This is a genomic window from Pseudomonas sp. p1(2021b), assembly GCF_020151015.1.
Classification (GTDB): domain Bacteria; phylum Pseudomonadota; class Gammaproteobacteria; order Pseudomonadales; family Pseudomonadaceae; genus Aquipseudomonas; species Aquipseudomonas putida_K.
The window spans coordinates 2,706,002-2,730,257 of sequence record NZ_CP083746.1; the positions used below are offsets into that span (position 1 = coordinate 2,706,002).

Annotated in this window: 25 protein-coding genes and 1 pseudogene; 13 read left to right on the plus strand and 13 right to left on the minus strand. The window is 64.1% G+C overall.

The window, feature by feature from the left end; all coding sequences use genetic code 11:
• Positions 1 to 95: 95 nt before the first annotated feature.
• From K8374_RS12425 to K8374_RS12435, 3 genes are all read right to left on the minus strand, one after another.
• Positions 96 to 1,478, minus strand: a complete 1,383-nt coding sequence (locus K8374_RS12425) for an aspartate aminotransferase family protein (RefSeq protein WP_224455804.1) — start codon at positions 1,476 to 1,478, stop codon at positions 96 to 98.
• 22 nt (positions 1,479 to 1,500) lie between these two features.
• On the minus strand, positions 1,501 to 2,991 hold the full coding sequence (locus tag K8374_RS12430) for an aldehyde dehydrogenase (protein WP_224455805.1): 1,491 nt from the start codon (positions 2,989 to 2,991) through the stop codon (positions 1,501 to 1,503).
• Between the two features lie 71 nt (positions 2,992 to 3,062).
• Entirely contained in the window at positions 3,063 to 3,911 is an 849-nt protein-coding gene (locus tag K8374_RS12435; RefSeq protein ID WP_224455806.1) for a helix-turn-helix transcriptional regulator, read from the minus strand.
• A gap of 173 nt (positions 3,912 to 4,084) precedes the next feature.
• On the opposite strand from K8374_RS12435, the gene K8374_RS12440 reads away from it, so the two are divergent.
• Together K8374_RS12440 and K8374_RS12445 are read left to right on the plus strand one after the other, a co-directional pair.
• Complete coding sequence (locus K8374_RS12440) at positions 4,085 to 4,240, plus strand: hypothetical protein (protein WP_224455807.1); 156 nt, start codon at positions 4,085 to 4,087, stop codon at positions 4,238 to 4,240.
• 153 nt (positions 4,241 to 4,393) lie between these two features.
• Positions 4,394 to 4,573, plus strand: a complete 180-nt coding sequence (locus tag K8374_RS12445; protein ID WP_224455808.1) for a hypothetical protein — start codon at positions 4,394 to 4,396, stop codon at positions 4,571 to 4,573.
• A gap of 63 nt (positions 4,574 to 4,636) precedes the next feature.
• On the opposite strand, the gene K8374_RS12450 is transcribed toward K8374_RS12445, so the two are convergent.
• The 3 genes and pseudogenes from K8374_RS12450 to K8374_RS12460 all read right to left on the minus strand — a co-directional run.
• Positions 4,637 to 4,954 carry a DUF6555 family protein gene (locus K8374_RS12450; RefSeq protein WP_224455809.1) on the minus strand — a complete coding sequence of 106 codons (318 nt, stop codon included), beginning with the start codon at positions 4,952 to 4,954 and terminating at the stop codon, positions 4,637 to 4,639.
• Positions 4,955 to 5,069: 115 nt separating this feature from the next.
• A complete protein-coding gene (locus tag K8374_RS12455; protein WP_411969641.1) occupies positions 5,070 to 5,546 on the minus strand; it encodes a hypothetical protein in 477 nt (158 codons plus the stop codon).
• Positions 5,547 to 5,789: 243 nt separating this feature from the next.
• Positions 5,790 to 5,945: pseudogene (locus tag K8374_RS12460) on the minus strand (general stress protein); the annotation flags it as partial.
• A 383-nt stretch (positions 5,946 to 6,328) separates the two neighbouring features.
• Here K8374_RS12460 and K8374_RS12465 point away from each other — a divergent pair.
• A complete protein-coding gene (locus K8374_RS12465) occupies positions 6,329 to 10,471 on the plus strand; it encodes a CheR family methyltransferase (RefSeq protein WP_224455811.1) in 4,143 nt (1,380 codons plus the stop codon).
• A 93-nt stretch (positions 10,472 to 10,564) separates the two neighbouring features.
• Positions 10,565 to 10,963, plus strand: coding sequence for an NUDIX hydrolase (locus K8374_RS12470; RefSeq protein ID WP_224455812.1), 399 nt, complete (start codon positions 10,565 to 10,567; stop codon positions 10,961 to 10,963).
• Between the two features lie 164 nt (positions 10,964 to 11,127).
• Here the strand turns inward: K8374_RS12470 and K8374_RS12475 are convergent, their stop codons facing one another.
• On the minus strand, positions 11,128 to 12,090 hold the full coding sequence (locus K8374_RS12475) for an IS110 family transposase (protein ID WP_224455813.1): 963 nt from the start codon (positions 12,088 to 12,090) through the stop codon (positions 11,128 to 11,130).
• A 497-nt stretch (positions 12,091 to 12,587) separates the two neighbouring features.
• Between K8374_RS12475 and K8374_RS12480 the strand changes: the two genes are divergently transcribed.
• The gene (locus tag K8374_RS12480; RefSeq protein WP_224455814.1) at positions 12,588 to 13,517 is read left to right on the plus strand and encodes an IS110 family transposase; all 930 of its coding nucleotides are present in this window, start codon (positions 12,588 to 12,590) and stop codon (positions 13,515 to 13,517) included.
• Between the two features lie 275 nt (positions 13,518 to 13,792).
• On the opposite strand, the gene K8374_RS12485 is transcribed toward K8374_RS12480, so the two are convergent.
• The 4 genes from K8374_RS12485 to K8374_RS26225 all read right to left on the minus strand — a co-directional run bounded on the left by K8374_RS12485 (position 13,793) and on the right by K8374_RS26225 (position 15,455).
• Positions 13,793 to 14,215, minus strand: coding sequence for a hypothetical protein (locus tag K8374_RS12485; protein ID WP_224455815.1), 423 nt, complete (start codon positions 14,213 to 14,215; stop codon positions 13,793 to 13,795).
• 89 nt (positions 14,216 to 14,304) lie between these two features.
• Positions 14,305 to 14,856: an ATP-dependent Clp protease proteolytic subunit gene (locus K8374_RS12490; protein ID WP_196146678.1), complete on the minus strand. Its 552-nt coding sequence runs from the start codon at positions 14,854 to 14,856 to the stop codon at positions 14,305 to 14,307.
• 40 nt (positions 14,857 to 14,896) lie between these two features.
• Positions 14,897 to 15,292 carry a low affinity iron permease family protein gene (locus K8374_RS12495; RefSeq protein ID WP_084857794.1) on the minus strand — a complete coding sequence of 132 codons (396 nt, stop codon included), beginning with the start codon at positions 15,290 to 15,292 and terminating at the stop codon, positions 14,897 to 14,899.
• A gap of 28 nt (positions 15,293 to 15,320) precedes the next feature.
• The gene (locus K8374_RS26225) at positions 15,321 to 15,455 is read right to left on the minus strand and encodes a hypothetical protein (protein ID WP_263498512.1); all 135 of its coding nucleotides are present in this window, start codon (positions 15,453 to 15,455) and stop codon (positions 15,321 to 15,323) included.
• Positions 15,456 to 15,642: 187 nt separating this feature from the next.
• On the opposite strand from K8374_RS26225, the gene K8374_RS12500 reads away from it, so the two are divergent.
• The 6 genes from K8374_RS12500 (at position 15,643) to K8374_RS12525 (ending at position 20,424) form a co-directional block, all read left to right on the plus strand.
• Positions 15,643 to 16,560 (plus strand): DUF72 domain-containing protein, encoded by a 918-nt coding sequence (locus K8374_RS12500; protein ID WP_224455816.1) that lies wholly within the window; start codon positions 15,643 to 15,645, stop codon positions 16,558 to 16,560.
• On the plus strand, positions 16,557 to 17,342 hold the full coding sequence (locus tag K8374_RS12505; protein ID WP_196146675.1) for an endonuclease/exonuclease/phosphatase family protein: 786 nt from the start codon (positions 16,557 to 16,559) through the stop codon (positions 17,340 to 17,342). Before K8374_RS12500 ends, K8374_RS12505 begins: the two co-directional genes overlap by 4 nt.
• Positions 17,339 to 18,541 (plus strand): cardiolipin synthase ClsB, encoded by a 1,203-nt coding sequence (clsB, locus tag K8374_RS12510; RefSeq protein WP_224455817.1) that lies wholly within the window; start codon positions 17,339 to 17,341, stop codon positions 18,539 to 18,541. Before K8374_RS12505 ends, clsB begins: the two co-directional genes overlap by 4 nt.
• Entirely contained in the window at positions 18,541 to 19,500 is a 960-nt protein-coding gene (locus tag K8374_RS12515; RefSeq protein WP_224455818.1) for a lysylphosphatidylglycerol synthase domain-containing protein, read from the plus strand. The genes clsB and K8374_RS12515 overlap by 1 nt, the downstream gene beginning before the upstream one ends.
• A gap of 29 nt (positions 19,501 to 19,529) precedes the next feature.
• Positions 19,530 to 19,958 carry a hypothetical protein gene (locus K8374_RS12520; protein WP_224455819.1) on the plus strand — a complete coding sequence of 143 codons (429 nt, stop codon included), beginning with the start codon at positions 19,530 to 19,532 and terminating at the stop codon, positions 19,956 to 19,958.
• Positions 19,959 to 20,046: 88 nt separating this feature from the next.
• Positions 20,047 to 20,424: a Rho termination factor N-terminal domain-containing protein gene (locus K8374_RS12525; protein WP_224455820.1), complete on the plus strand. Its 378-nt coding sequence runs from the start codon at positions 20,047 to 20,049 to the stop codon at positions 20,422 to 20,424.
• Between the two features lie 134 nt (positions 20,425 to 20,558).
• Here K8374_RS12525 and K8374_RS12530 read toward each other — a convergent pair whose 3' ends face one another.
• Together K8374_RS12530 and K8374_RS12535 are read right to left on the minus strand one after the other, a co-directional pair.
• Positions 20,559 to 20,789: a metallothionein gene (locus tag K8374_RS12530; protein ID WP_224455821.1), complete on the minus strand. Its 231-nt coding sequence runs from the start codon at positions 20,787 to 20,789 to the stop codon at positions 20,559 to 20,561.
• Between the two features lie 2 nt (positions 20,790 to 20,791).
• The gene (locus tag K8374_RS12535; RefSeq protein ID WP_224455822.1) at positions 20,792 to 21,268 is read right to left on the minus strand and encodes a phosphotransferase system, HPr-related protein; all 477 of its coding nucleotides are present in this window, start codon (positions 21,266 to 21,268) and stop codon (positions 20,792 to 20,794) included.
• Between the two features lie 158 nt (positions 21,269 to 21,426).
• Here K8374_RS12535 and ligD point away from each other — a divergent pair, with 158 nt between their 5' ends.
• Both ligD and K8374_RS12545 read left to right on the plus strand, forming a co-directional pair.
• Positions 21,427 to 23,928: a DNA ligase D gene (ligD, locus tag K8374_RS12540; protein ID WP_224455823.1), complete on the plus strand. Its 2,502-nt coding sequence runs from the start codon at positions 21,427 to 21,429 to the stop codon at positions 23,926 to 23,928.
• Positions 23,928 to 24,176: a hypothetical protein gene (locus K8374_RS12545; RefSeq protein WP_224455824.1), complete on the plus strand. Its 249-nt coding sequence runs from the start codon at positions 23,928 to 23,930 to the stop codon at positions 24,174 to 24,176. The genes ligD and K8374_RS12545 overlap by 1 nt, the downstream gene beginning before the upstream one ends.
• Positions 24,177 to 24,256: the final 80 nt, after the last annotated feature.

Genomic DNA, 24,256 nt, shown 5'->3' on the forward strand with positions numbered 1-24,256 from the left:
CTTTCGCGGCACAAGGCCGCTCCTACGTTGCGCGAAACCTGTAGGAGCAGCCTCGTGCCGCGAAAGGGCCGCAAAGCGGCCCCTTTTCGCAAAACCTACAGCAAACCCAGCCCCCGCGCCGTGCGATCCACGGCCACCTTGGTCTTGGCCACCAACTCGTCGATATCCCCCCGGCTGGCCACCAGCGCCGGCGCCATGATCATCCGGCCCAGGGTCGAACGAATGATCACCCCTTCCTCGAACCCATAGGTCCGGCACTGCCAGGCCAGGTCGTTCTCGTTGGCGTAGCGCTTGCGGGCGGCCTTGTCCTCGGCGAACTGCAATGCCGCCACCAGGCCGGCCCCCTGGATCTCGCCGATCAGCGGGTGCTCGCCGAACACCTCGCGCAGGCAGCGCTGCAGGTAAGGGCCGGTGTCGTCCTTGACCTGGCGCACAATGCCTTCGTCACGCAAGGCCTTGAGGTTGGCGATGGCCACGGCCGCAGCCACCGGGTGGCCGGAATAGGTCAGGCCGTGGGCGAACACCCCGCCCCGCTCCACCAGCGCCTCGGCGATGCGCTTGGAAAGCACCAGGCCACCCATGGGCACATAGCCGGAGGTCAGCCCCTTGGCGATGGACAAGGTGTCCGGCTCGAAACCGAAGTGCTGGTGGGCGAACCATTCGCCGGTACGGCCGAAGCCGCCGATCACTTCGTCGGCGCACAGCAGCACGTCGTACTGGCGGCAGATGCGCTGGATCTCTGGCCAGTAGCTCTCTGGCGGGAAGATCATGCCGCCCGCCCCCTGGAACGGCTCGGCGATGAAACCGGCGACGTTCTCGGCCCCCAGCTCGAGGATCTTCTCTTCCAGCTGCAGTGCGCAGCGTCGGCCGAACGCCTCGGGCGTCAGGTCGCCGCCTGCGGCGTACCAGTAGGGCTCGTCGATGTGGGCGACATCCGGGATCAACCCGCCCATCTCGTGCATGAACTTCATGCCGCCCAAGGCCGTGGCCGCCAGGGTCGAACCGTGGTAGCCGTTCCAGCGGCCGATCATGATCTTCTTGCCCGGCTTGCCCATCACTTGCCAATAGCGGCGCACGGTGCGGATCAGCACCTCGTTGGCTTCGGAACCGGAGTTGGTGTAGATCGCGTGGCTGTAGTGCCCCGGCAACAGGCTGAACAACAGCTCGGACAGCTCGATCACCGCCGGGTGGGTGGTGTGGAAGAACATGTTGTAGTAAGCCAGCTGATCCATCTGTGTGGCGGCGGCAGCGGTCAGGTCCTTGCGGCCGTACCCCAGCTGGGTGCACCACAGGCCCGACATACCGTCGAGGTAGCGCTTGCCATCGTTGTCCCACAGGTGCAGGCCCTCACCGCGCACGATCACCCTTGGGCCTTCGGCGTTGAGCGCCTTCTGGTCGAGGAAGGCATGGATGTGGTGCGCGGCATCGGCGCTCTGGTAGTCGCGGGTTTCGCGTTGGGGCTGGAACGGTGCGTTCATGGTTGTTCTCCGTGGGTGGGGATCAGCGCAGCTGGAACCAGGTGGTCTTCAGTTGGGTGTACTTGTCGAACGAATGCAGCGAGAGGTCGCGGCCAAAGCCGGACTGGCGGCCACCGCCGAAGGGCACCACCACGTCCAGGGCATCGACCGTGTTGACCGACACGGTGCCGGCCTTCAGGCGCCGGGCCACACGGTGGGCGCGGTTGAGGTCATCGCTCCACACCGAGGCAGCCAGGCCGTAGACGCTGTCGTTGGCCAGGCGCAGAGCCTCTTCTTCGTCATCGAAGGCGCTCACCGCCAGCACCGGGCCGAAGATTTCCTCCCGGGCCAGGGCCATGTCGGCGCGCACGTCGGTGAACACGGTAGGGGCAATGAAATTGTCCGAGCCGTTGATGTTCAGGCGCTGGCCGCCACACAGCAGGCGCGCCCCGTCGGCCCGGGCCTGTTCGATGGCAGCGCTGATGCGCGCGCTCTGGCTGGCATCGACGATGGCGCCGGCGCGGCTGGCTGGGTCCAGCGGATCGCCAGGGAGCCAGTCGCGGGCCTTTTGCAACAGGCGCTCGACGAACTCATCGTGGATCGTACGTTGCACGTAGAGGCGCGAATTGGCCGAGCACACCTCGCCCTGGTTGAAGAAGATGCCGAAGGCGGCCTTCTCGGCAGCCAGGTCCAGGTCCTGGCAGTCGTCGAACACCAGGTTCGGGCTCTTGCCGCCACACTCCAGCCATACCTGCTTGAGGTTGGACTGCGCCGAGTACTGCATGAAGTACTTGCCCACCTGGGTGGAGCCGGTGAACACCAGGCAGTCCACGTCCGGGTGCAGGCCCAGGGCCCGGCCGGCCTGTTCGCCAAAGCCCGGCACCACGTTCAGCACACCTTCCGGCAAGCCGGCTTCCAAGGCCAGTTCAGCCAGGCGCAGGGCCGAGAACGGCGACTGCTCGGCAGGCTTGAGCACCACGCTGTTGCCGGCGGCCAGGGCCGGGGCGACCTTCCACGCGGCCATGTCCAGCGGGAAGTTCCACGGCACCACCGCACCGACCACACCCAGAGCCTCGCGGGTGACGGTGGCCAGGGCATTGCCGGCGGTGGGCGCGACCTGGTCGTAGAGCTTGTCCAGGGCTTCGCCATACCAGGCGAACACCTGCGCGGCACCGGGCACATCGATGGCATAGGCATCCATCACCGGTTTGCCCATGTTCAGCGAGTCGAGCAGGGCCAGCTCTTCGCGGTGGGCCAGCATCAGCTCGGCCAGGCGCAGCAGCACGCGCTTGCGTGCGCTGGGCGCCATGCGTGCCCAAGGGCCCTGTTCGAAGGCACGGCGCGCCGAACGCACGGCCAGGTCGACCTCCGCCTCGCCGCACGCTGCGACCTGCGCCAGCAACTGGTTGGTCGCCGGGTTGATCGCCTCGAAGGTCGCGCCCGAGCGGGCCGCCAGCGGGCGGCCGTCGATCAGGGCGGTGTCGATGAAGCGTTGCTGTGCAGCACGCTGCTGCCAATCGCTCAATGTATGCACGCAGGACTCCCTCACGGCCGCTGCGGCGGCCGATGGTTATGGTTGGCAATGGGGTGGCGCGGGTCGTTGGGTCAGCGCCTTCGCAGGTAGCTTTCCAGCGGGTCCTTGCTCAGACCTTCCTGGGCCTGGGCCAGGGAGTCGATGAACAAGGAGAACAGCTCGGACTGTTTGGCGATGTCCAGCTTGGTGTAGAGGTTCTTGCGGTGGGTCTTGACCGTGTCCTCGCTGATGCCCAGGCGTTCGGCCAGGGAGCGGGTCGAGTGGCCGCGCAGCAGGTCCTGGGCGATACGGCATTCGCGCTCGGTCAACAGCGACGAGCCGAAATTGTTCAATGCGGCGTTGATCTGCCGCCCCAGGGCACTTTCGAAGCGCCCGCCGAGGCTGCCGGCATCCAGCTGCCCCCAATGCCGGCGGACCACCGCCACCACCCAGGGCGCGACGCGCTTGAGGTCGGCGACCTGCGTAGCATTCAGCCTGCGGGTGCTGCCCAGGGCCACGGCGATGGTCAGCTGGGTATCGAGCGGGACGATGTAGTTGAGTTCGTCTTCCAGGTGCGCGTGCTGGTAGAACGACAGGTAGTACTCGCTGCGCTTGAAATGGTCAGGGGCGACGTCGCTCAACCGGTAGCAGCCAGGGGCGATGCCCTCCATGCAGGCGCGGTAGAACGGGCACAGCAGGTAGTAGCCTTCGAGGTACTTCTGCACGTTGCCCTCGGGCAGCCAGGGCCCCTCTTCGTCGTTTGCGAACAGTGCCGAGGGCAGGCCCTTGCGTGGGTACAGGAACACCGTGATGGCCTGGCTCCGGGCCAGGCAGTTGAGCGCGGCGAACAGCTCCCCGACGAAGCCCGGTGTGCCGATGGCCTCGATGACGCGGGCCATCTGCGCGTACCAGTCGGGCGATTTCAGCCGGTCTTTGCTCATGTCGTGGGTCCCCGCCAGGGTTGTTCTTGTGGTGTCGCTGGGCAGGATTGTTTCATGCGATCGCCAGGGCGACCATCACCCTTCGGGGTGAGGCCGTGGCCCGAACGGGAATGAACGACCGGTCACCCTCACCAGCCTAATGCCAGGCAAGCCAACCCTGGAGGAGACTGGCCATGGCCGACCCCAAGCAGCCCGCGAACCCCGTGCACCCCGACCCCTACGTGGATGAAATCCCCCATGACCCTGGGGAACAGGTACCACAACCGGAGAAACAGGCGCCCGACTGGCCCGAAGGCCAGGTTCCGCCAGAAGAGCAGTCGGACGGCTGAGCGACCGTTGGTCGCCCCTGCCCTCGCGCCGATGGATTTCCCGTCACCGGAGCTGGATCTGAATTCATGAGACGTGGCCAATGGCCCTGCTCTCACTCCTGTGTTCGGCCCGCCGCCGGCGGGCCCTTTTTCCGAACCCGTGGAGGCCACACCATGTACGACTTCCTGCAGATGGGCGGCGGCAACGTCCAGGACGACTGGCCGGAGCTCGACCCGAACGCGCAGCCAGATCAACGCAACGACCGAGCCGATGACCCGGATACCGACCCCAGCATCGAAGATGACGGCAATCGCCCGGGCGTACCGGCCAGCGACCCGGAGTCCGGCGCCTGAACAGCCGCGGGGCAAGCGGCGTCCCCTTCAGCAGGAGAATCCGCTTGCCCCGCAAGGCCCGCGTCAGGCCGTTACCGCTTCGCTGCCGGGTGGGTCCCCCGGCATGGCGGCCTGCGTCACGCCCTCACCGGTAGTCGGCACGAAGGCCGGCCCGCTGCCGGAAAGCCGCCAACTGACGTCGGTCACACCATAGCGCTCGGCCATCGGCCGGCTCACCTTCCTGATCTTCTCCCGTCCGAACTTCGGAATGATCCCGACCCCAGCATCACAGCTGGCCCAATGCCAGGCCTCGGCATTGTCCATGCGTTCCAGACGAATGATGAAACTGCGCGGCTGGCCGTGCAGCCGGTAGTCGATGATGTACAACTGTGGGGTTGGCATCTTGGGGCCTCCTTTTCGCCATGGATGACTTTCTGATTGATTGGAGTTTTCCGTGAAGATTCAAAAGATTGTCGAACAATGTGAATGAATGGCCTGATGCCCATGGGCCACCTGCCTAGGCCCCTGCCGGATCGAGCTGGATGAACAGGCAATAGCCGCCCAGCAGCACCCAGAAAACCAGGAACAACCAGGGCGTTCGCATCGAGAACATCAGCGACTTGCGATGGCCGTGCCGGCTCGACTCGGTTTCGCAGAACAATGGCCAGTCGTCGTAGGCCATGCCCATGCTCGGTTCGCTGCTCAGCAGTTGGCTCTGCTTGAAGTACCAATGGTCGATGATGCCGTAGGCCGCACGGATTCCCGGCCAGGCATTGAGCGAGCTGAGCACCCCGAGCAAGGCCAGGAACGCCGGCACCACCAGGGTGAACGGTGCCCCCCACTTCGGGTTGAGGTTGGCCATGCACGAGGCGAAAGCGATCACCAGGAACGACTGCGCCGACAGGTAGGCATCGGTGCGGTTGGCCAGGATACTGGTTTCGTACTGAATCTCCCGGCGATAGAACTCCAGGCGCTCCCGGGGCGTTGCGAACATCTGCCCTTGCTCCGGCGGGTGCAGGTCCTGGCTGTTGACCGAGGTGAGGATTCTTCGCGTCATGGCCCCTCCAACGCCTGATGCAAACCCGCGCGTCGGGCACCAGGATCACCTTGCGACTCGATGCGCGCATGCTTCGCTCTGCGTGATGAAACAGGAACGACCCCAGACAGGCGGCCGCTGGCCACCTGCCTGGGGTCGGCGCCGGCAGCGTCAGCACCGGGCTTCAGCGAATGCGCACATTCACTGGTTGCGCCCGCCGCCGTGGCTGTGCTGGCCGCCCTTGCGGCCTGCCTCGGAAGCGCGTTCACGGTCGTTGGCGAAGTTACCCCCGGAATTCTGGCCGCCCTTGTGGCCGGCGCGGGAGGCTTTTTCGCGGTCGTTGGCGAAATTGCCTGGGTTGGTTTCCTTGGTGCCGCCACGTTGTCCGGATTGCTCTTGGTCACGAGCCATGTCATTTCTCCTTGCGAGTGGATTGGCTTTGCACGCAATTGCACCGTGCAGTAATTCCGAACAGGTCGCATCGCCAACTGCTCAATCGATCTGGGCCACCGCTGACGAGTGGCGCGAAACACTCCGGCAGGCAAAAGATTGCGCGCCAGCGGCTGGCGTACCACAGCCGCCCGCGCAAGTTTTTTGCACTGTCGCAGGCTGTCGAGGTCATAGCTCGACAGGCTCGTCATCGCTCGCCGCCAGGCATATCGCCTGCCTATAATCGGGCATCACAGATGCCCGGCGATGCTTCGATGGGCCACCTTTAGGTCTGCACAAGGCTGCGTCCCATGAAGTCGTCCTCCAAGCCTACCCTCGCCTCGCCACACAACCCGGCGCTGAGCCCGAGCCACCTGGCATTTCCGGTGGTCGGCATCGGCGCATCCGCCGGCGGGCTGGAAGCCATCTGCACCTTTTTCCGGCAGATGCCTGCCGATTGCGACATGGCCTTCGTGGTGGTCCTGCACCTGTCGCCCGACCACCAGAGCGTGGCCGACCGGATCATCCAGGAAACCACCGCCATGCCGGTGCAACAAGTCAGCGAACCGGTGCCGATCGAGCGCAACCACGTCTACGTGATTTCCCCGGCCAACCGCTTGTCCACCAACGACGGCTACCTGCGGGTCAGCCCGGCCAACCGCCGCCGGGGCGACCATGTGGCCATCGACCTGTTCTTCCGCGACCTGGCCGACGTGCACAAGGACCATGCCTTCTGCGTGGTGCTGTCCGGCACCGGGGCCGATGGCGCCGTGGGCCTTTCGCGGATCAAGGAGCAAGGCGGCGTGACCCTGGTGCAGTCGCCGGACGATGCGTTGTACGACAGCATGCCACGCGCGGCCCTGGAGACAGGCATGGTCGACATGGTGCTGCCGGCCGCCGAAATGCCGCAGAAACTGCTGGAACTCTGGCACAACGCCCGCCAGGTCAAGCTGCCGCAGATCGAGGACGACAGCCTGCCGCCAGCACTCGGTAGCCGCAGGGGCGACCCGCGCCATGCCGAACCCTTGCTGGAGGAAATCCTCCTGCTGCTGCGCACCAACACCGGCCATGATTTCCAGCACTACAAGCGCGCCACCGTGTTGCGCCGCATCGAGCGGCGCCTGCATGTCACCGGCCAGGCAGACCTCGCCGCCTATTACCGCTACCTGGAGCAGCACCGCGAGGAGTCCGCGGCGCTACTGGCCGACATGCTCATCGGCGTGACCAACTTCTTCCGCGACCGGGAGGCGTTCGAGGCACTGGAACGCCATGTGCTGCCGGAGCTGGTCAGCGACGGCGAAAGCGGCGACGGGCCGGGCGAGATCCGTATCTGGTCGGCGGGCTGCTCCACCGGCGAAGAGGCCTACAGCCTGGCCATGCTGGTGTGCGAGCAACTGGCCGTGGAGCGACGCGAGGCCAAGGTGCAGGTATTTGCCACCGACCTGGACGAACGGGCCATCGCCACCGCCCGTACCGGCAGTTATACGGAGGCCATCGTCACCGACGTGCCGCCGGCGCGTCTGCGCCAGTTCTTCGTCAAGGAAGACCAGCACTACCGGGTGCGCAAGGAAATCCGCGAGAAGGTGCTGTTCGCCCGGCACAACCTGCTCTCCGACCCGCCGTTCTCCCAGATCGACCTGATCGTCTGCCGCAACCTGCTGATCTACCTCGATCGCGAGGTGCAGCAGGACATCCTGCAGATGTTCCATTTCGCCCTGCGCCCGGGCGGCCACCTGTTCCTGGGGTCGTCCGAATCGGCCGACCTCGGCAATGAGCTGTTCGCCCCGGTCGACAAGCGCAACCGTATCTTCCGTGCCCGCCCGGCGAGCCCTGCCAACCGCATGCCGGGGCGCCAACTGCCGGGCACGGAGCTGCTCGCCACCCAGCCCGACAACCGCACCAAGGCCCGCCCCGGGCGCAAGCCCTCCTACGCCGAGGTGCACCACCGCGCCCTGGCCCGGCGTACGCCACCGAGCCTGATCGTCGATGGCGATGGCAACATCCTGCACATGAGCGAAGGCGTCGGGCGCTTCCTGCACCTGGTGGGCGGCGAGCCGAGCCGCAACCTGATCAACCTGGTGCTGCCCGCCCTGCGTCTGTCGCTGCGCAGCACCCTGTTCCAGGCACGCCAGGGCGCCCAGGCGGTCACCTCGCGCCCGGTCGACCTCGGCGAAGGCGAGCATAAGGTGCAGGTCGAGATCGTGGTCCAGCCGCACAAGGACGAACCCTGTGGCAGCGAATGCCTGCTGGTGGTGTTCGAGGAGCGCATACCTGACCCTTCCCTGGTGCCTACCGGCGGTATCCGCCAAACCGACAGCATGGTGCTGGCCAACCTCGAACGCGAATTGCAGCGCACCCGCCTGCAACTGCAGGAAACCATCGAGCAGTCAGAGATCTCCAGCGAAGAACTGACCGCCTCCAACGAGGAAATGCAGGCGATCAACGAGGAGCTGCGCTCGGCCAGCGAAGAGCTGGAAACCAGCAAGGAAGAGCTGCAGTCGATCAACGAGGAACTGCTCACGGTCAACTACGAGCTCAAGAACAAGGTGGAGGAAACCGACAAGGTCAACGACTACCTGAGCAACCTGATCGCCTCCACTGCCATCGCCACGGTGTTCGTCGACCGCAACCTGCATATCCGCTGGTTCACCCCACGCGCCACCGACATCTTCAACATGCTGCCGGTCGATACCGGCCGCTCCCTGCTCGACATCACCCACCGCCTGGACTACCCGGAGCTGGCCGACGATGCCCGCGCGGTGGCCCAGGGCGAGACCACCATCGAGCGCGAGGTCGGTGGCGAGAACCAGCGCTGGTACCTGGCCCGCCTGCTGCCATACCGTGCCAGCGAGCAGAAGATCGACGGCACCGTGCTGACTTTCATCGACATCAGCAAGGGCCGCGCCGTGGAGGAGCGCCTGCGCCTGGGCGAGGAGCGCATGCGCCTGGTGGCCGAGAGCACCCACGAGTTCGCCATCATCCTGCTCGACGAACAAGGCCTGGTGACCGACTGGAACACCGGCGCCACACTGATCTTCGGCTACACCAAGGCCGAGGTAATCGGACGCAACTACGAGCTGATCTTCACCGAGGAAGACCGCAAGGACGGCGTGCCCGCTCGCGAACTGCGCGGTGCCCGCCTCAACGGCCGGGGCCAGGACGAGCGCTGGCACGTGCGCAAGGACGGCAGCCGGTTCTATTGCAGCGGCGAGGTGTCGTTGCTCAAGGGCAGCAGCCTGCGCGGCTACGTGAAGATCGCCCGTGACCTGACCGGGCACAAGCGCCTGCATGACGAACAGTCCAAGCAACTGGCCGAGTCCCAGAGCAGCAGCCACATGAAGGACGAGTTCTTCGCCATCATGTCCCATGAGCTCAAGCACCCGCTGAACCTGATCCAGCTCAACGCCGAGATCCTCCGGCGCCTGCCGGTGGTGAAGAACGCCACCGCCGCCAGCAAGGCGGTCGGCACCATCTGCGAGGCCGTGGCCAGCCAGGCACGGATCATCGACGACTTGCTCGATGTGGCGCGCATCCGTACCGGCAAGCTCAAGCTCAAGACCGAGCCCGTAGACCTGTGCGCGATCCTACGCGACATCCACGCCGTGGTGCGCAGCGAGCAGCACCCGTGCGATGTGGTACTGGAGCTGTCTGCTGACAGCCAGCCGCTGTACATCGAGGGCGATATCACCCGCCTGGAACAGATCATCTGGAACCTGCTCAACAATGCACTGAAGTTCAGCCCCGCCGGCAGCCAGATTCGCCTGGTGCTGGGCCGCCAGGGCGAACAGGCCCTGCTGCACGTGATCGACCAGGGCGTGGGCCTGAGCGAGGAAAGTCTGGAAAACATCTTCGACCTGTTCACCCAGGCCGCCCCGCAACTGGCCAGCCACAGCCGTGAAGGGCTGGGGATCGGGCTGTCGCTGGTGCGCCAACTGGTCCAGGCCCATGGCGGTACTGTCCAGGCCAGCTCGCCTGGGCTCGGCAAGGGCTGCACCTTCATCGTTCGCCTGCCGCTGTGCGACCCCTGCCAGCAGTTGCAACGCGACGCCGGCGACCAGGGCAGCGAGGGGCGGCTCGACGGCATCCGCGTGCTGCTGGTCGATGACGCTCCCGACGTGCTGGAGATCATGCAGCAGTTGCTGGAAATGGAAGGTGCCCTGGTGCACGCTTTCAGCGACCCGCAAGCAGCCCTGCAGGCCGCCGCGGGCAGCGAGTACGACATCATCCTCTCGGATATCGGCATGCCGGTCATGGACGGCCATGCCTTGATCAAGGCGCTGCGGGAAAGCCCACACCTGAGCACCATCCCCGCCATCGCCCTGACCGGCTACGGTGCCAGTGCCGACCAGTACAGGTCACGGCAATCGGGCTTCGATCGCCATTTGAACAAACCCGTCGCCTACGATGAACTGGTCGAGGCCATCGAGGCATTGAGCGGCTCCCAGCCCTACTGACCGCTCATCCGGGTCTTGGCGCATCCGACTCAACCTCCAGGCGCTTTTCCGGGCCAAATCCAGCAGGACCACTGGATTTTGCCTGGAGCCTGCATGAAGTCCGTCAAGCACCGCGCCACCGTGATCTGTCGCCACGGCAGGAAGACCCGCAAATGGCTGTGGGTGAGAAAACCCAAGGCACCATGGACCCTGCCGGGCGGCAAGATCGAGCCCGGCGAGACGCCAGCCCAGGCTGCCGAGCGTGAGTTGCTCGAGGAAACCGGGCTCAAGGCCCAGGACCTGACCTTCCTGATGCGCTACGAATCGCCCCAGCGCGTGCATTACGTGTTCGAGGCCCTATTCACCGATGAGCCCCAGCCCGCCGCCAGTCACGAGATCGCCGACTGCTGTTTCGAACACCTCGACCGGGTGCCGACGATCAAGAATGAGATCAAGTTGCTGATCCAGTCGTTGCTCGCCTGCGACCAGACCCTGGCCGCGTCGGTGCGGTGACTTTTTGGGAGGTGCTATGGTGCTAGACAAGCTCAAAGTGCCTTCGGTTGGTTTAATACTCTTCAACCGTGCACGCTCCGCTTGCTTGGTGGGAGATCACCCAGCCCTTTGGGCTGCGCTGTCGCGCAGAGAACAAGCGGCCGATGCTGCCCCTGTGGGAGATTCTATGGTTGTGGGCAAGCATTTTTAGCTGTTCTGGTGACGTATTCGCCCTGACTCTTCAATAGGGCGAATGCGACTCTGGCGAGCTTCCTGGCCAAGATCACCAGGGCCTCGGTAGTAGCCTTACCTTTGCTCCTGTGGTGTGCATACACCTCTTTCCAGGCCACTGATCGACTAGCCGACATTGCCGCATTGTGCAGAAGGCGTCGTATCTCAGAGCAGCCCCGCTTGGTGAGCCGCCGACGGCCGGTTTTTTGCCCGGAGTCAGAGATTTGCAAGTCCATGCCCAAGAAAGCGATGAATGAATCACCATTCTTGAAGTCCCCCCGGATAAACGCTGTCACCAACCCCACAGCGGTCAAAAATCCGATGCCTTCTATCTTTTGGCAGCGGGCGACCTGCTCGCTTAATCCGGCTTCGCGCACCAACTCCTTGAGCTTTTTCTGAAGCAGTACATCGAGTTTCTCCATGTTCTTGGCAAAGGATTTGAACACGGTCTCAAGGCTTCTTTCATTGGACCAGCTTTGCATCAAGGCGGTGCGTGCCGAGACCAGCGAGGCGCGGCGACGCAGAAGGCTCTGGAGCTTGCCGTAGACGGCTGGAGGTGGGCTCCAGGGACGTAGTCCACTGCCTTCGCGGGAAAGATAGCGAGAGAGTAGATAAGCGTCAGAGGCGTCCGTCTTCACCCGACCACCGACGCTCTTTCGATAGTTACTGAGCTGGAAGCCATCGACCACGTAGACTGCAAAGCCTTTTTCATAAGCCATCTCCACCAGGTCGAGATGGTAGGTATTCGTTGCTTCGACGCAGATAGCGGTATTGGCGGGTTGTTGTCCCAGCCATTTTTTGATTTCGGGTTTGGTATTTTTCAGCGAGGACTGTTCATCACGGTCTTCGAAATGGACAACCAATTCGACTTTGGCCACATCCACACCAATGATGAATTGGCTTACCTGCATTGCCATTGGCCACACTCCCACGTATGGTTTTTCTGCTTGGAGGGGTTTTCACCAAGAGGCGCTGGCTTGCTTCTATCGTCGCTTGCAAACGATGCATTCTTTATCGGCGCTTTGGTGAAGGGGTGGGGCGATGTCTCCCACGGTCTGTACTGCGGCTAACAGTCAGAATCGGCTTTTTCGTCCCACCACCCCTTCAAGTATCACCATACAAGCGGGCTTGTCCCGCGATTGGGCCGGGCCCGATATCACCGTCGCCTGGCAAGGGCTTCGCCCTTGATCGCGGGACAAGCCCGCTTGTGTCTTCGCAAGAGGTAAGGTGTTAGGTGAGAGGGGTGGACGGCAAGCTGCTAGCTCGCGGTGCCATGAGCACGGGTAGGAGCCGAGCTGCCGTCCACTCTTCTCGCTCTGGCTCAAGCTCGAACAGTTGACTGAGTCCGACCTCGAACAACAAGCGTGAGCCAGGCCAGAGCGACCTCTCATCTTCAAGACTAGAGGCTTTACTCATGTCTGCCTATGCCGGAATCGATGTTTCCAAAAATACCTTGCAAGTGGCCCTGTATCCCGAGGCCTCCGAGCTTTGCGTGACCAATGATGCTGCAGGGCTCGAAGTTATCGCCCAACATTTCAAAGCCCATGCGGTCGAGCGTGTGCTGGTCGAAGCTACCGGCGGTTACGAAAAGCTGTCGATCCGGTTGCTGGCCAAGGCCGGTTTGAAAGTGCAGCGAATCAATCCTGCCCGGGCACGTCAATTCGCCCTAGCCATGGGCAAGCGAGCCAAGACTGACCCTATCGATGCACGGATGCTAGCCTTATTTGCCTCCGCCTTGGAGGACAAGCATTTCGTTGTACCTGACGAGGCTCGCGAGCACCTGACCGAACTGGTCAATCAGCGCGATAGCCTGGTCCAGCAACGCGATGACAATCGTCGCCGCATCAAGCAGGCCTCGCTGCCTGTTGTGCTGGAGCACTATAAAACGCTCGAATCGACATTACGCGTCTTGATCAAGGCATGCGATGAACAGATCGCTGAGCAGAGTCGCCGTGTCGATGCAGACCTATTCGAACGCTTGAGCGAGATCAAGGGTGTGGGCAACGTCACCATTGCCAGTCTGTTCTGCTATCTGCCGGAACTGGGTGATCTGAACCGTGCGCAAGTAGCTGCCCTGGCGGGTGTGGCGCCCTACAACAACGACAGTGGGACCAAAAACGGAAAGCGCCATGTCTACGGCGGCCGGGCGAAACTGCGTCGTGCGGCCTACATGTGCACCTTGGTGATGGCACGCGTGAATCCAGATTTTAAAGCGCGATGGGCCCGGCTGCGCGCGAGCGGTAAGCCAGCAAAAGTAGCGCTGGTGGCATGCATGCGCGTGCTGCTGGTGAGGCTCAATGCCATGGTGCGTGATGGAACGCCATGGCGTGATCAGCCTGTCTGAAGGCACATCGGGTAGGCAGACTGGTGTCTGCCTACCGCTGATACGTGCATTGGTCGGGTGGAAGTGAAAGACAGTTGGCTCCTACAGAAGAAGGCGGCGCTAGCTGCTTGTTCTCTGCGCGACAGCGCAGCCCTTCGGGCTGGGTAATCTCCCACCGAAGACTTGCGAAATCCCTGTGGCAGGCTTGACCCGCGATTGGCCGGCCCTGGTAGCGCGGTGCCATGCAAGGGCTTGGCTCTTGATCGCGGGGCAAGACCACACCTACAGCTTGGTGATCAGGGCACCAGGGTCCAACGGCCGCTGTTCTGGCGCTGGGCTGGCTCCACCGGGCCATCGTGCTGGGTGTAGAGGAACATCCCCGACTGGTCCGTGAGGCACTTGAGCGTCAGGGTATAGGTGGCATTACCGTCTGGATACCGTTCGGTCATGTTGATCTCACCCAAACCACGCTGGATGTTCCTGTATTCGTACTTGCCTTCCATTTTGATATCGGTACCCAACACCTCCAGCGTATAGCGTTCACGCCCGAAATCGACCTTCACCATACGACCGGCATTGGGATTGCTGGGCTGATACAGCGGGTCGCTCAGGTTGATCATCTGTCGCTGGTTCAGGTCCAAAGGCACGTCACAGCTGGAAGCCATTGCTACGGCCGGAGCGACCAGGGCAAACAACACACACAGACTTTTGCGATACATAGGGACATCTCCTTGAAATGTCCTCCCCATGTTATGGATCCGTATCGCATGGTCTGTAGGAAAAGCTGCAAGTCTCGCCGCCCCTTACCTCACGCATGCACACTGTGCTGGCAAGCATCCGCCTCGATGGGCATCTCGTCGATGGCATGGATCATCCCACTCTCCAGCGCTTCCTTGGCACCGAGGATGCGCGGGTAGGCCATCAAGTAGCGCGGCACGTCCAACACCTCGGTGGCCCCTTCGGTGCGCTCGGCCACTATCTGGGCATACAGGCGCAGGTCGTAGTCCAGGCTCATCGCATATTCGGCCATGCGCGAATGGTCCACCGAGCCGTGCAAGGTCCAGTGGAACGGATGGAACAAGAATTTGCTCAACGCGCAGGCCGTGCGGTGCTCACCCGCCAGGAACAGGATATTGCCCATGGATTCCACCGTGCCCAGGTTATGGGTATGCACCTGTACCGGCAGCGAGCGCAGGAAGTTGTACAGGGTGAACCCGTAGCTGCACTCCCCGCCCATGGTGGCGATATTGATCTGCAAGACCTCGGCACCCTGTTGCAGGGCCCGGGCGCTGGTGCTGATCAGGTTGCCGCAGGTGGACGAGTTGATCGGCCCGGTGAAGTGAATGATGTGTCTGGCCATGCTTGCCTCCAAGGTTGGCGGAAATCATTCCAGTGAAACGTCAATCGGATTGCTCGACGGCGTCCGGTGGCGCGCCGTTGCCGTTCTTGTCCTTTTCGCCCATGCGCTGGTACTGCTTGCGCAAGGCATGCAGCTCGGCCGAATCCATGTCCTCCAGGGCCAACAGTGCTTTGTGTGCCTTGCGCGTGGTGCGCAGCAGCTCGTCGATCTTGATGTGCAACACGTCGTTGTCGCGGTTCTGGGTGTTCTGGATCAGGAACACCATCAGGAAGGTGATGATGGTGGTCGAGGTGTTGATCACCAGTTGCCAGGTGTCGTTGAAGTCGAACAACGGCCCGCTCACGGCCCAGGCCACGATCAGCAACAGGGCGATGGCGAAGGTCAGCGGTCGGCCGGCCCATTTGGCCAGCCAGTGGGCGAAACGGTCGAATTTCATGCCGGCAGTCCTCCTCAGCCACCCGGCATCAGCCCGGCAGCTTGTCCTCGCCAGGCAAGCCTTGCAGGTCAGGGTCGTCGGGCAGGACCTCTGGGTCATCCTCAGGCTTCTCACTGGCCTGCGGTTGCGCGTTCAGTTCTTCGAAATCGGTGTCGGTGTTCATGGTTCGGTTCCTCTGCCAATGCCAGGCGGGCCAAATCCTCCCCTGGCATGCGGTGGAATCGCCGGCGGCGGCAAAGTTCAAAAACGATGCCCCGCTCCACTCGTCAAACTTCCTGAACCCTCACCGCCTGCGTCGAGTCGCAATTCAAGGACAGACCTGCAACCCATCACGAACGAAGGACGGCAACGTGAGTGATATCCGTATAGGCATTTCCGGTTGGCGCTACGGCCCCTGGCGCAAGGATTTCTACCCCAAGGGGCTGCGCCAGGACGACGAACTGGCGTTCGCCTCGCGGGCGGTCAACAGCATCGAGATCAATGGCTCGTTCTATGCCCTGCAGACGCCGCAGCGCTATTGCCAGTGGCGCGACGCAACGCCGGACGACTTCGTGTTCTCGGTCAAGGCGCCGCGCTACATCACCCATGTGAGAAGGCTCAAGGACATCGAGGAGCCCCTGGCCAACTTCTTCGCCTCCGGCCCGTTGCAGCTGGGCCACAAGCTGGGCCCGGTGCTCTGGCAGTTCCCGCCCAGCATGAAGTTCGACGCGGCACGTTTCGCCGACTTCCTCGAACGCCTACCCCATGACCGTGCCGCTGCCCGAGCCTTGGCCGAGCACTGTGCCGAACGCCTACGGGGCAACGGCGGCACCGTTATCGAAGGCAACGCGCCTTTGCGCCATGCCATAGAGATCCGCCATGAAAGTTTCCTATGCACCGAGTTCGTAGAATTGCTACGCAAGCATAAGGTCGCCCTGGTGGTGGCCGACAGCGCCAGCAAGTGGCCCTATGTGGAGGATGTCACCGCCGACTTCATCTACATGCGCCTGCATGGCGACGTCGAGCTCTACAGCAGCGGCTACACCGCCCGCGCCCTGCGCCGTTGGAAGGAACGCATCCTGGCCTGGAGCCAGGGCGGCCAACCCGACGACGCCGAACTGATCGTCCAGCGAGCACCGCACAAGCGCGCCACTCGGGACGTCTACTGCTACTTCGACAATGACCAGAAAGTCCACGCACCCTACGATGCCCGCCGCCTGCTGGAGAAACTGAACCTCGCCGGCGAGCTGGTCACTGAGCCTGGGGTGGAACCGGAGGTCGAATTGTGAACAAGACCATGCCAGCTCCCCGATGCATCATCGACAAGATCACTGCGGTGCACCGTCTGAATGTGCTGACGATCAACGTGCATAAGGGCTTCACCCTGTTCAACCGGCGCTTCATCCTGCCCGAGCTGCGCGAGGCGGTGCGGGCCACCGGCGCGGACCTGGTGTTCCTCCAGGAGGTTCATGGCAGCCACCAGATGCACGCGCAGCGTCATCCGGCCTGGCCACAGACGCCGCAGTACGAGTTTCTCGCCGACACCATGTGGCCACAGTTCGCCTACGGTCGCAACGCGGTCTACCCCCACGGCGACCATGGCAATGCCCTGCTGTCGAAATTCCCTATCGCCGAATACCACAACCTCGATGTCTCGATTGCCGGCAACGAACAACGCGGCCTGCTGCATTGCCGCCTGGAAGTGCCAGGCCACGACCAGTTGCATGCGGTGTGTGTGCACCTGGGCCTGCGTGAAGCGCACCGCCAGGCCCAGGTCCGCCTGCTGCTGGAACTGCTCGACAGCCTGCCGGCCGATGCACCGGTCATTGTCGCCGGCGATTTCAATGACTGGCGGCTCAAGGCCGACGCGGTGCTGTCCGAACGCCTGGTCGAGGCCTTCGGCGAACGCCTGGGCACGCCGGCACGCAGCTTTCCGGCGCGCCTGCCCTTGCTGCGCCTGGACCGCATTTACCTGCGCAACGCCATGCCTGGCAGGGTCCAGGTGCTGTCCAAATACCCGTGGTCGCACCTGTCCGACCATGCGCCGCTGGCGGCGGAGATCAGCCTATGAATCGGCCTTGGGTGGAAGGCAACCATGTGCAGTTGCTGATCAATGGCGAGCAGTACTACCCACGCGTGTTCGAGGCCATGGCCCGGGCACGTGAAGAGATCCTGCTCGAGACCTTCATCATCTACGACGACAAGGTCGGCCAGCAGCTGCAACAGGTACTGATCGATGCCGCCCGGCGTGGCGTGCGGGTCGAAGTGGCCGCCGACGGCTACGGTACCGCCGACCTGCCGGACACCTTCATTTCGGCCATGACCGAAGCCGGTATCCGCTTCCACGCCTTTGACCCGCAGCCACGCCTGGTGGGCATGCGCACCAACCTGTTCCGGCGCCTGCACCGCAAGATCGTAGTGATCGACGGCGAGCTCGCGTTCATTGGCGGCATCAACTACAGCGCTGACCACCTGGGCGACTTTGGCCCCATGGCCAAGCAGGACTATGCCGTGGAGGTACGCGGGCCGGTGGTGGCCCAGGTGCACGCCACCAGCCGCCGGCTGCTGGCGCCGGTGCTGGAGCCGCCCAGCCAGGTGCGCCCGGTGACCGAGCCCAGCGGCTCGGCCTGCGCGGTGCTGGTGGAGCGCGACAACGGCCGCCACCGCAACGACATCGAAGCCTACTACCTGGAAGGTTTTCGCTTGGCCCGCCAACGCATCGTGGTGGCCAACGCCTACTTCTTCCCCGGTTACCGCCTGATGCGCGAACTGCGCAACGCCGCGCGCCGGGGCGTTGAGGTGGTGCTGATCCTCCAGGGCCAGCCGGACATGCGCTGGGTCCGCGCCCTGTCGCGGCTGCTGTACAACTACCTGCTGCGCGACGGCGTGCGCATCCATGAGTACTGCCAACGCCCGCTGCACGGCAAGGTCGCACTGGTGGACGACCAATGGGCCACGGTCGGCTCGAGTAACCTCGACCCCTTGAGCCTGTCGTTCAACCTGGAGGCCAACCTGCTGATCCGTGACCGTGCTTTCAACCAGACGCTGTACCAGCACCTGAACGAACTGGCCAACGAACACTGCAAGGCCGTCACCCTGGAGCGCATGGTGCGGGGCTATTGGTGGCGGGCGCCGCTGATCTTCCTGTGCTTCCACGTGATTCGCCACTTCCCGCGGATCGCCGGCTGGTTTCCCGCCCACCGCCAGGTCCTGCAGTCGCTGTGCCCCGGCGAACAGGAAACCCAGGCCTATCACGAGGGCAAGACCTGATGGAGCACACGCCTTGGCGCACCTGGGGCAAACGCCTGATGACCCTGTTGTTCCTGGTGCTGATCCCGACCTTGCTGTACCTGCTGGCACGCAACCTGGACTGGAACGAGGTGCGCCAGTCGTTGCTGGCCTACAAGCCCGGTACCCTGGCCATCGGCCTGGTGCTGGCGTTCGCCAGCTACCTGACTTTCGCCAGCTACGACCTGCTCGGCCGCGCCTATACCGGCCATCACCTGCCGGCTCGCCAGGTACTGCCGGTTGCGTTCGTGTGCTACGCCTTCAACCTCAATTTCACCACCTGGGTGGGCGGCGTGGCCTTGCGCTACCGGCTGTACGGGCGCCTGGGCCTGGATACACCGACCATCACCCGCATCCTCACCCTGGGCCTTCTGACCAACTGGGTGAGCTATATGCTGCTGGCGGGAACGGTGTTCGCCCTGGGCCTGGTCGAGATGCCCAACAACTGGGCGGTGGGCGCCACTGGCCTGCGCTTGATCGGTGTGCTGCTGCTGGCACTCGCCCTGGGCTACCTGCTGGCCTGCGCCTTCGCCAAGCGTCGCACCTGGAGCCTGCGGGGACACGAGCTCACCCTGCCCTCGCTGCGCCTGGCGCTGTGCCAGGTGGCCCTGGGCGCGGCCAACTGGGCATTGATGGCAGCACTGATCCACTGGCTGCTGCCCCATGAGCTGTTCTACCCGTCGATCCTCGGCATTCTCCTGATCAGTTGCGTGGCCGGTGTGGTGGCGCATATTCCCGCCGGGCTCGGCGTGCTCGAGGCGGTGTTCCTCGCCCTGCTCCACGGCCAGATCGGCCAGGGCAGCCTGGTGGCCGCGCTGTTGGGCTACCGTACCCTGTACTACCTGATTCCCTTGCTGCTGGCGCTGCTGGTGTACCTGGTCCTGGAGAAACGTGCCAGGGCCATGCGCCGGCGTGGCAAGGCCGCAATGCGCAAGACCTGAAGAAGGCCGCCACGGCCGGGAGGTGTCCGATGCGTTTTTCCATCCTGCTGTTGTTGCTCGGCAGCCTGGCCAGTACCCATGCGCTGGCCGAGGCCTGCGAAGTGCTCACCCGCTCCTCCAGCGACGCGGTCAAGCCCGTGGAGCGGCGGACCTGCTACAGCTACGGCAACATGCCCGCCGAGGCCATCGCCTGGTCGTGCAGCAACGAAAGCAAGGACATGATCAACACGCAGAAACACAAGGTAGCCCGCTGCGCCGACGGCAGCGTCGGCAGTTGCATCGCGCCGCTGACCCAGGAATCGCTGGCTAACCCCAATGCCGCCGGCCGCGACGAGCCCTCGACCAAGCCTGCCGTGCCCAAGGACGCGCGGGTGATCACGTATTACTACGACACCCCGAGCCTGGCCCAGGCACGTGCCGACTGCGAACGCAAGGATGGTATCTGGCAGACGCACTGACCGCCGGTCGCAGCTTAGGAACGTCGGCCTCCGGCTGGGCTCCCCCGTAGTAGACGCGTTGTTTTTCACTGCAAAGGAGAGAACCACCATGCCACGTGGAGACAAAGACAAGTACACCGACAAGCAGAAACGCAAGGCCGAGCACATCGAGGAGAGCTACGAGGCCAAGGGCGTGTCCAAGGACGAGGCGGAGTCCCGCGCCTGGGCCACGGTCAATAAACAGTCCGGCGGTGGCGAGCGCAAAGGTGGCTCGGGGCAGAAGAAGAGCCCCCAGGCCAAGGAAAAGGCTCGCGAATCTTCGGCCAAGCGCGCCGCCGCCACCCGCCGCGGCGTGCCCCGGCCAGGGCAACGGCTGGAGGACATGACCAAGAGCGAACTGCTGGACCGCGCGCGCAAGCGCAACATCTCCGGGCGCTCGACCATGCGCAAAAGCGAGCTGATCGAGGCGCTGCGCAAGGCGGCTTGAGCAGTCTATGGATTCAAGCCATACAGGAAGACTGTGGGAGCGGGTTCACCCGCGAACACCGGCGAAGCCGGTGCCAGACGCCGCGTTGCATACTTCGCGGGTAACCCACTCCCACAGGTACTACACCACCTGTTTCAAGGCGAAATCGGATCGCTCGCCGGGAAGGTTTCGTCCAGCGCATTGTCCACAGTGCTCTCCTTGGGCTGCACCATCTCGGCGCAATTGCAGCCGGCCATGCGGCACGGTTCGCCGTTGCGGTGGCCGGTGGCACAGGCTTCGCAGCAGTAGGCCTTGTCATCCTGCAGCACGGCATTGGCGTCGACAGTGCAGGCACAGTGGTTACAGGCACAACGTTGCTCGGTCATGGTCAGCTCCTTCGTTCATCGTCATCAGGGTCCACCGGCGACACCTCGTCGGTCCACGGCTCGCCATCGAGCGGCGCGGAGCGGGCCAGCTCGGCTTCATCGAGGCCGATGCCACCGCCGATCTCATGCTCCTCGACACGGCGCAGGGTCTTGTCCGCCGGGCCGCCCGCGCCACCGGGTTCATGGGGGTCGCGGGCACCGGTCTGGTCATAGAGGGTGTCCGGGCTCAGGTCATCGAGGGTGACGTTGTCTTCGTGCAGGCTGTCGCTCAAGGCTTCGCCGCCACTCATGCCACTTTCTGCCACCCGCCGTGGGGGGTACTCCTGGGCCACTTCCTGGGCTGGGCGTTCATCACCGGCGCGGCCCTCGCGCTCGTCTTGACGCTCGCTGAAGTCCAATTCATGCACGCTGCCCATACGGTCCTCGGTATCGTCGATGTCGACCTGGGGCCTGGTTTTCGGGTCGTCTGGCTGGGGCATCACGGCTCTCCGTCAGGTGGGTTCATGCGGTCGACTCCCAGAGCCGGGCAATGATTCAGAGTTTCTGCCCGGTGGCGCGCGCAGGCGGAAATTTTGAACTCTGCCCGGCGCGGCTCCCTCCCACCTCTAGAGACCCGCGTACCGTCCCGGAGCCCGACATGGCCAAGCCCCTGCAGGAGTACCAGCGCAAGCGCGACTTCAACGCCACGCCCGAACCGTCCGGCACACGCCGGCGTGGCCAGGCCGCCCATGCGCTGCAGTACTGCATCCAGAAACATGACGCCAGCCACCTGCATTACGATTTCCGCCTGGAGCTCGACGGCACCCTCAAGAGCTGGGCGATTCCCAAGGGCCCTTCCCTGGACCCCAAGGTTCGGCGCCTGGCCGTACACGTCGAGGACCATCCGCTGGACTACGCCGACTTCGAAGGCCATATCCCCGAAGGGCATTACGGTGCAGGCGATGTAATCGTCTGGGACCGCGGCGTCTGGGAGCCCGAAGGCGATCCCCATGCCGGTTACGCCAAGGGCAAGCTGCGCTTTCGCCTGCAGGGCGAAAAGCTCTCCGGAACCTGGAACCTGTTCCGCACCCACCTGGCCGGCAAGAAGGAGCAGTGGATGCTGGTCAAGTCCCAGGACAGTGAGGCGCGCAGCGAGGCCGAGTACAGCATCGTCGAGGCTCAGCCCGACAGCGTGCTCAGCGAGCGGACCCTGGTGCCGCGCCGGGCCAAGGCCAGCGCCAAGCCGGCCAAGCGCCCCGCCGCCCGTCCACGTGCCAGCGCCGGGAAGAAAGCCGAACTGCCCGACCACCTGCAGCCACAGCTGGCCACGCTGGTCGACTCGCCCCCGGCCGGGGACTGGCGCTATGAGGTCAAGTTCGACGGCTACCGCATCCTCGCCCGCATCGACGATGACGAGGTACGCCTGTTCACCCGCAACGGCCATGACTGGAGCGAGAAGATGCCCCATCAGGTCCAGGCCCTGCGCGCGCTCAAGCTCGGGGCCGCCTGGCTCGATGGCGAGGTGGTGGTCGCCGGCGAAAACGGCATGGCCGACTTCCAGGCGCTGCAGAACGCCTTCGACACCGCCCACGACGAGCACATCGTCTACTACCTGTTCGACCTGCCCTTCCTCGGCGGGCAGGACCTGCGCCAGGTGCCGCTGCAAGACCGCCGCGAGACATTGCGCCAGTTGCTCGAGGGGCGCGAGTCGGAACAGGTACGGTTTTCCGCCGACTTCGACCAACCCGTCGATTCGCTGCTCGACAGCGCCTGCCAGTTGCAACTCGAAGGCCTGATCGGCAAGCGCGCCGACAGCCCCTACGTGGGCCGGCGCAGCAGTGACTGGATCAAGCTCAAGTGCAAGCAGCGCCAGGAGTTCGTGATCATCGGCTATACCGACCCCAAGGGCAGCCGTAATGGCTTCGGCGCCCTGCTGCTGGCCTTGCACGACAACGACAGCGGCCAGTTGCGCTATGCCGGCAAGGTCGGCACGGGTTTCAGCGCCACTACCCTGGACAGCATCCATGCGCGGTTGAAACCCCTGGAAGTGCCCGAGCCGGCCCTGGCCAAGCCGCCGACCGGGGCCGACGCCCGTGGCGTGCATTGGCTCAAGCCGCAACTGCTGGCCGAGGTCGCCTATGCCCAGATGACCCGCGACGGCGTGGTCCGCCATTCGGTGTTCCATGGCCTGCGTGACGACAAACCGGCCACTGCCATCGACCTGGAGCGCGCCATGCCCAAGACCCGCCTGCCCAAAACCGGCACCAAGGCCCAAGCGGCCGATCTCGGCGAGCTGCGCCTGACCCACCCAGATCGGGTGATCGACGCCACCAGCGGCGTGACCAAGCGCCAGGTGGCCGAGTACTACGCCCAGGTCGCCCGCTGGATTCTGCCGCAGCTCAAGGACCGCCCGGTCGCCCTGGTGCGCGCGCCGGACGGCCTGGGCGGCGAGCTGTTCTTCCAGAAGAACGCCGGGCAACTGCACATCCCCAAGGTGGTCAGCTACAGCAAGGCCGAGGCCGGCCAGGCGGCGATGGTGCTCAACAACGCCGAAAGCCTGCTAGGCGCGGTGCAGATGAACATGCTCGAGCTGCACACCTGGAACGGCACCGACAAGGACTTCGACAAGCCCGACCGCTTCGTCCTGGACCTGGACCCTGACCCGGCGCTGCCGTGGAAGGCCATGCTCGAGGCCACCCAGTTGACCCTCACCCTGCTCGACGAGCTGGGCCTGAAGGTGTTCCTCAAGACCAGCGGCGGCAAGGGCATCCACCTGGTGGTGCCGCTGACCCGGCGGCTCGGGTGGGACGAGGTCAAGGACTTCAGCCATGCCATCGTCAACTACCTGGCCGGGTTGTTCCCCGACCGTCTGAGCGCAGTGTCCGGCCCGAAGAACCGGGTCGGGCGGATCTTCATCGACTACCTGCGCAACGGCAAGGGCGCCACCACGGTCAGTGCCTACTCGTTGCGCGCACGCGAAGGGCTGCCGGTGTCCGTGCCGATCTGGCGTGAAGAACTGAACCAGCTCAAGGGCGCCAACCAATGGCATATCGGCAACCTGGCCGAACGGCTGGCCGAGGTGCAGGACCCGTGGGCCGAGATGACCAAGACCCGCCAGTCGATCACCGCCCGCATGCGCAAGCAGATGGGGATGGACTGATGGGGCCACTGATCGACCTGTTGCAGTGGCCGGCCATGTTGTTGACGGTCCTGGCGGCCTGGTGCATCGGCTCACGTCAGCCACGAAGACGCCGCGCCGGCTTCTGCTGCTTCATCAGCAGCAATGTGCTGTGGGTGATCTGGGGCTGGCAGGTGCAAGCTTGGGCCTTGATCATCCTGCAGTTCTGCCTGTGCGCGATGAACCTGCGTGGTTTCAAGAAAAACACCCCGGCGCAACCGAGCCCATGAGCGATGGCGTGGTTGCAAGATCCGTGTAGGAGCGGCCTTGTGCCGCGAACGGGCCCAGTGATCTTGCTCCGTCACTCAAA

Excerpts from the sequence above, each read along its gene's own strand:
- K8374_RS12435 (WP_224455806.1), bottom strand. The coding sequence starts at position 3,911 with ATGAGCAAAGACCGGCTGAAATCGCCCGACTGGTACGCGCAGATGGCC.
- K8374_RS12445 (WP_224455808.1), top strand. The coding sequence starts at position 4,394 with ATGTACGACTTCCTGCAGATGGGCGGCGGCAACGTCCAGGACGACTGG.
- K8374_RS12520 (WP_224455819.1), top strand. The coding sequence starts at position 19,530 with ATGCGTTTTTCCATCCTGCTGTTGTTGCTCGGCAGCCTGGCCAGTACC.
- K8374_RS12535 (WP_224455822.1), bottom strand. The coding sequence starts at position 21,268 with ATGCCCCAGCCAGACGACCCGAAAACCAGGCCCCAGGTCGACATCGAC.
- ligD (WP_224455823.1), top strand. The coding sequence starts at position 21,427 with ATGGCCAAGCCCCTGCAGGAGTACCAGCGCAAGCGCGACTTCAACGCC.
- K8374_RS12495 (WP_084857794.1), bottom strand. The coding sequence starts at position 15,292 with ATGAAATTCGACCGTTTCGCCCACTGGCTGGCCAAATGGGCCGGCCGA.
- K8374_RS12485 (WP_224455815.1), bottom strand. The coding sequence starts at position 14,215 with ATGTATCGCAAAAGTCTGTGTGTGTTGTTTGCCCTGGTCGCTCCGGCC.
- K8374_RS12515 (WP_224455818.1), top strand. The coding sequence starts at position 18,541 with ATGGAGCACACGCCTTGGCGCACCTGGGGCAAACGCCTGATGACCCTG.
- K8374_RS12530 (WP_224455821.1), bottom strand. The coding sequence starts at position 20,789 with ATGACCGAGCAACGTTGTGCCTGTAACCACTGTGCCTGCACTGTCGAC.
- K8374_RS12480 (WP_224455814.1), top strand. The coding sequence starts at position 12,588 with ATGTCTGCCTATGCCGGAATCGATGTTTCCAAAAATACCTTGCAAGTG.
- K8374_RS12490 (WP_196146678.1), bottom strand. The coding sequence starts at position 14,856 with ATGGCCAGACACATCATTCACTTCACCGGGCCGATCAACTCGTCCACC.
- K8374_RS26225 (WP_263498512.1), bottom strand. The coding sequence starts at position 15,455 with ATGAACACCGACACCGATTTCGAAGAACTGAACGCGCAACCGCAGGCC.
- K8374_RS12440 (WP_224455807.1), top strand. The coding sequence starts at position 4,085 with ATGGCCGACCCCAAGCAGCCCGCGAACCCCGTGCACCCCGACCCCTAC.
- K8374_RS12545 (WP_224455824.1), top strand. The coding sequence starts at position 23,928 with ATGGGGCCACTGATCGACCTGTTGCAGTGGCCGGCCATGTTGTTGACG.
- K8374_RS12475 (WP_224455813.1), bottom strand. The coding sequence starts at position 12,090 with ATGGCAATGCAGGTAAGCCAATTCATCATTGGTGTGGATGTGGCCAAA.
- K8374_RS12425 (WP_224455804.1), bottom strand. The coding sequence starts at position 1,478 with ATGAACGCACCGTTCCAGCCCCAACGCGAAACCCGCGACTACCAGAGC.
- K8374_RS12455 (WP_411969641.1), bottom strand. The coding sequence starts at position 5,546 with ATGTTCGCAACGCCCCGGGAGCGCCTGGAGTTCTATCGCCGGGAGATT.
- K8374_RS12465 (WP_224455811.1), top strand. The coding sequence starts at position 6,329 with ATGAAGTCGTCCTCCAAGCCTACCCTCGCCTCGCCACACAACCCGGCG.
- K8374_RS12470 (WP_224455812.1), top strand. The coding sequence starts at position 10,565 with ATGAAGTCCGTCAAGCACCGCGCCACCGTGATCTGTCGCCACGGCAGG.
- K8374_RS12450 (WP_224455809.1), bottom strand. The coding sequence starts at position 4,954 with ATGCCAACCCCACAGTTGTACATCATCGACTACCGGCTGCACGGCCAG.
- clsB (WP_224455817.1), top strand. The coding sequence starts at position 17,339 with ATGAATCGGCCTTGGGTGGAAGGCAACCATGTGCAGTTGCTGATCAAT.
- K8374_RS12525 (WP_224455820.1), top strand. The coding sequence starts at position 20,047 with ATGCCACGTGGAGACAAAGACAAGTACACCGACAAGCAGAAACGCAAG.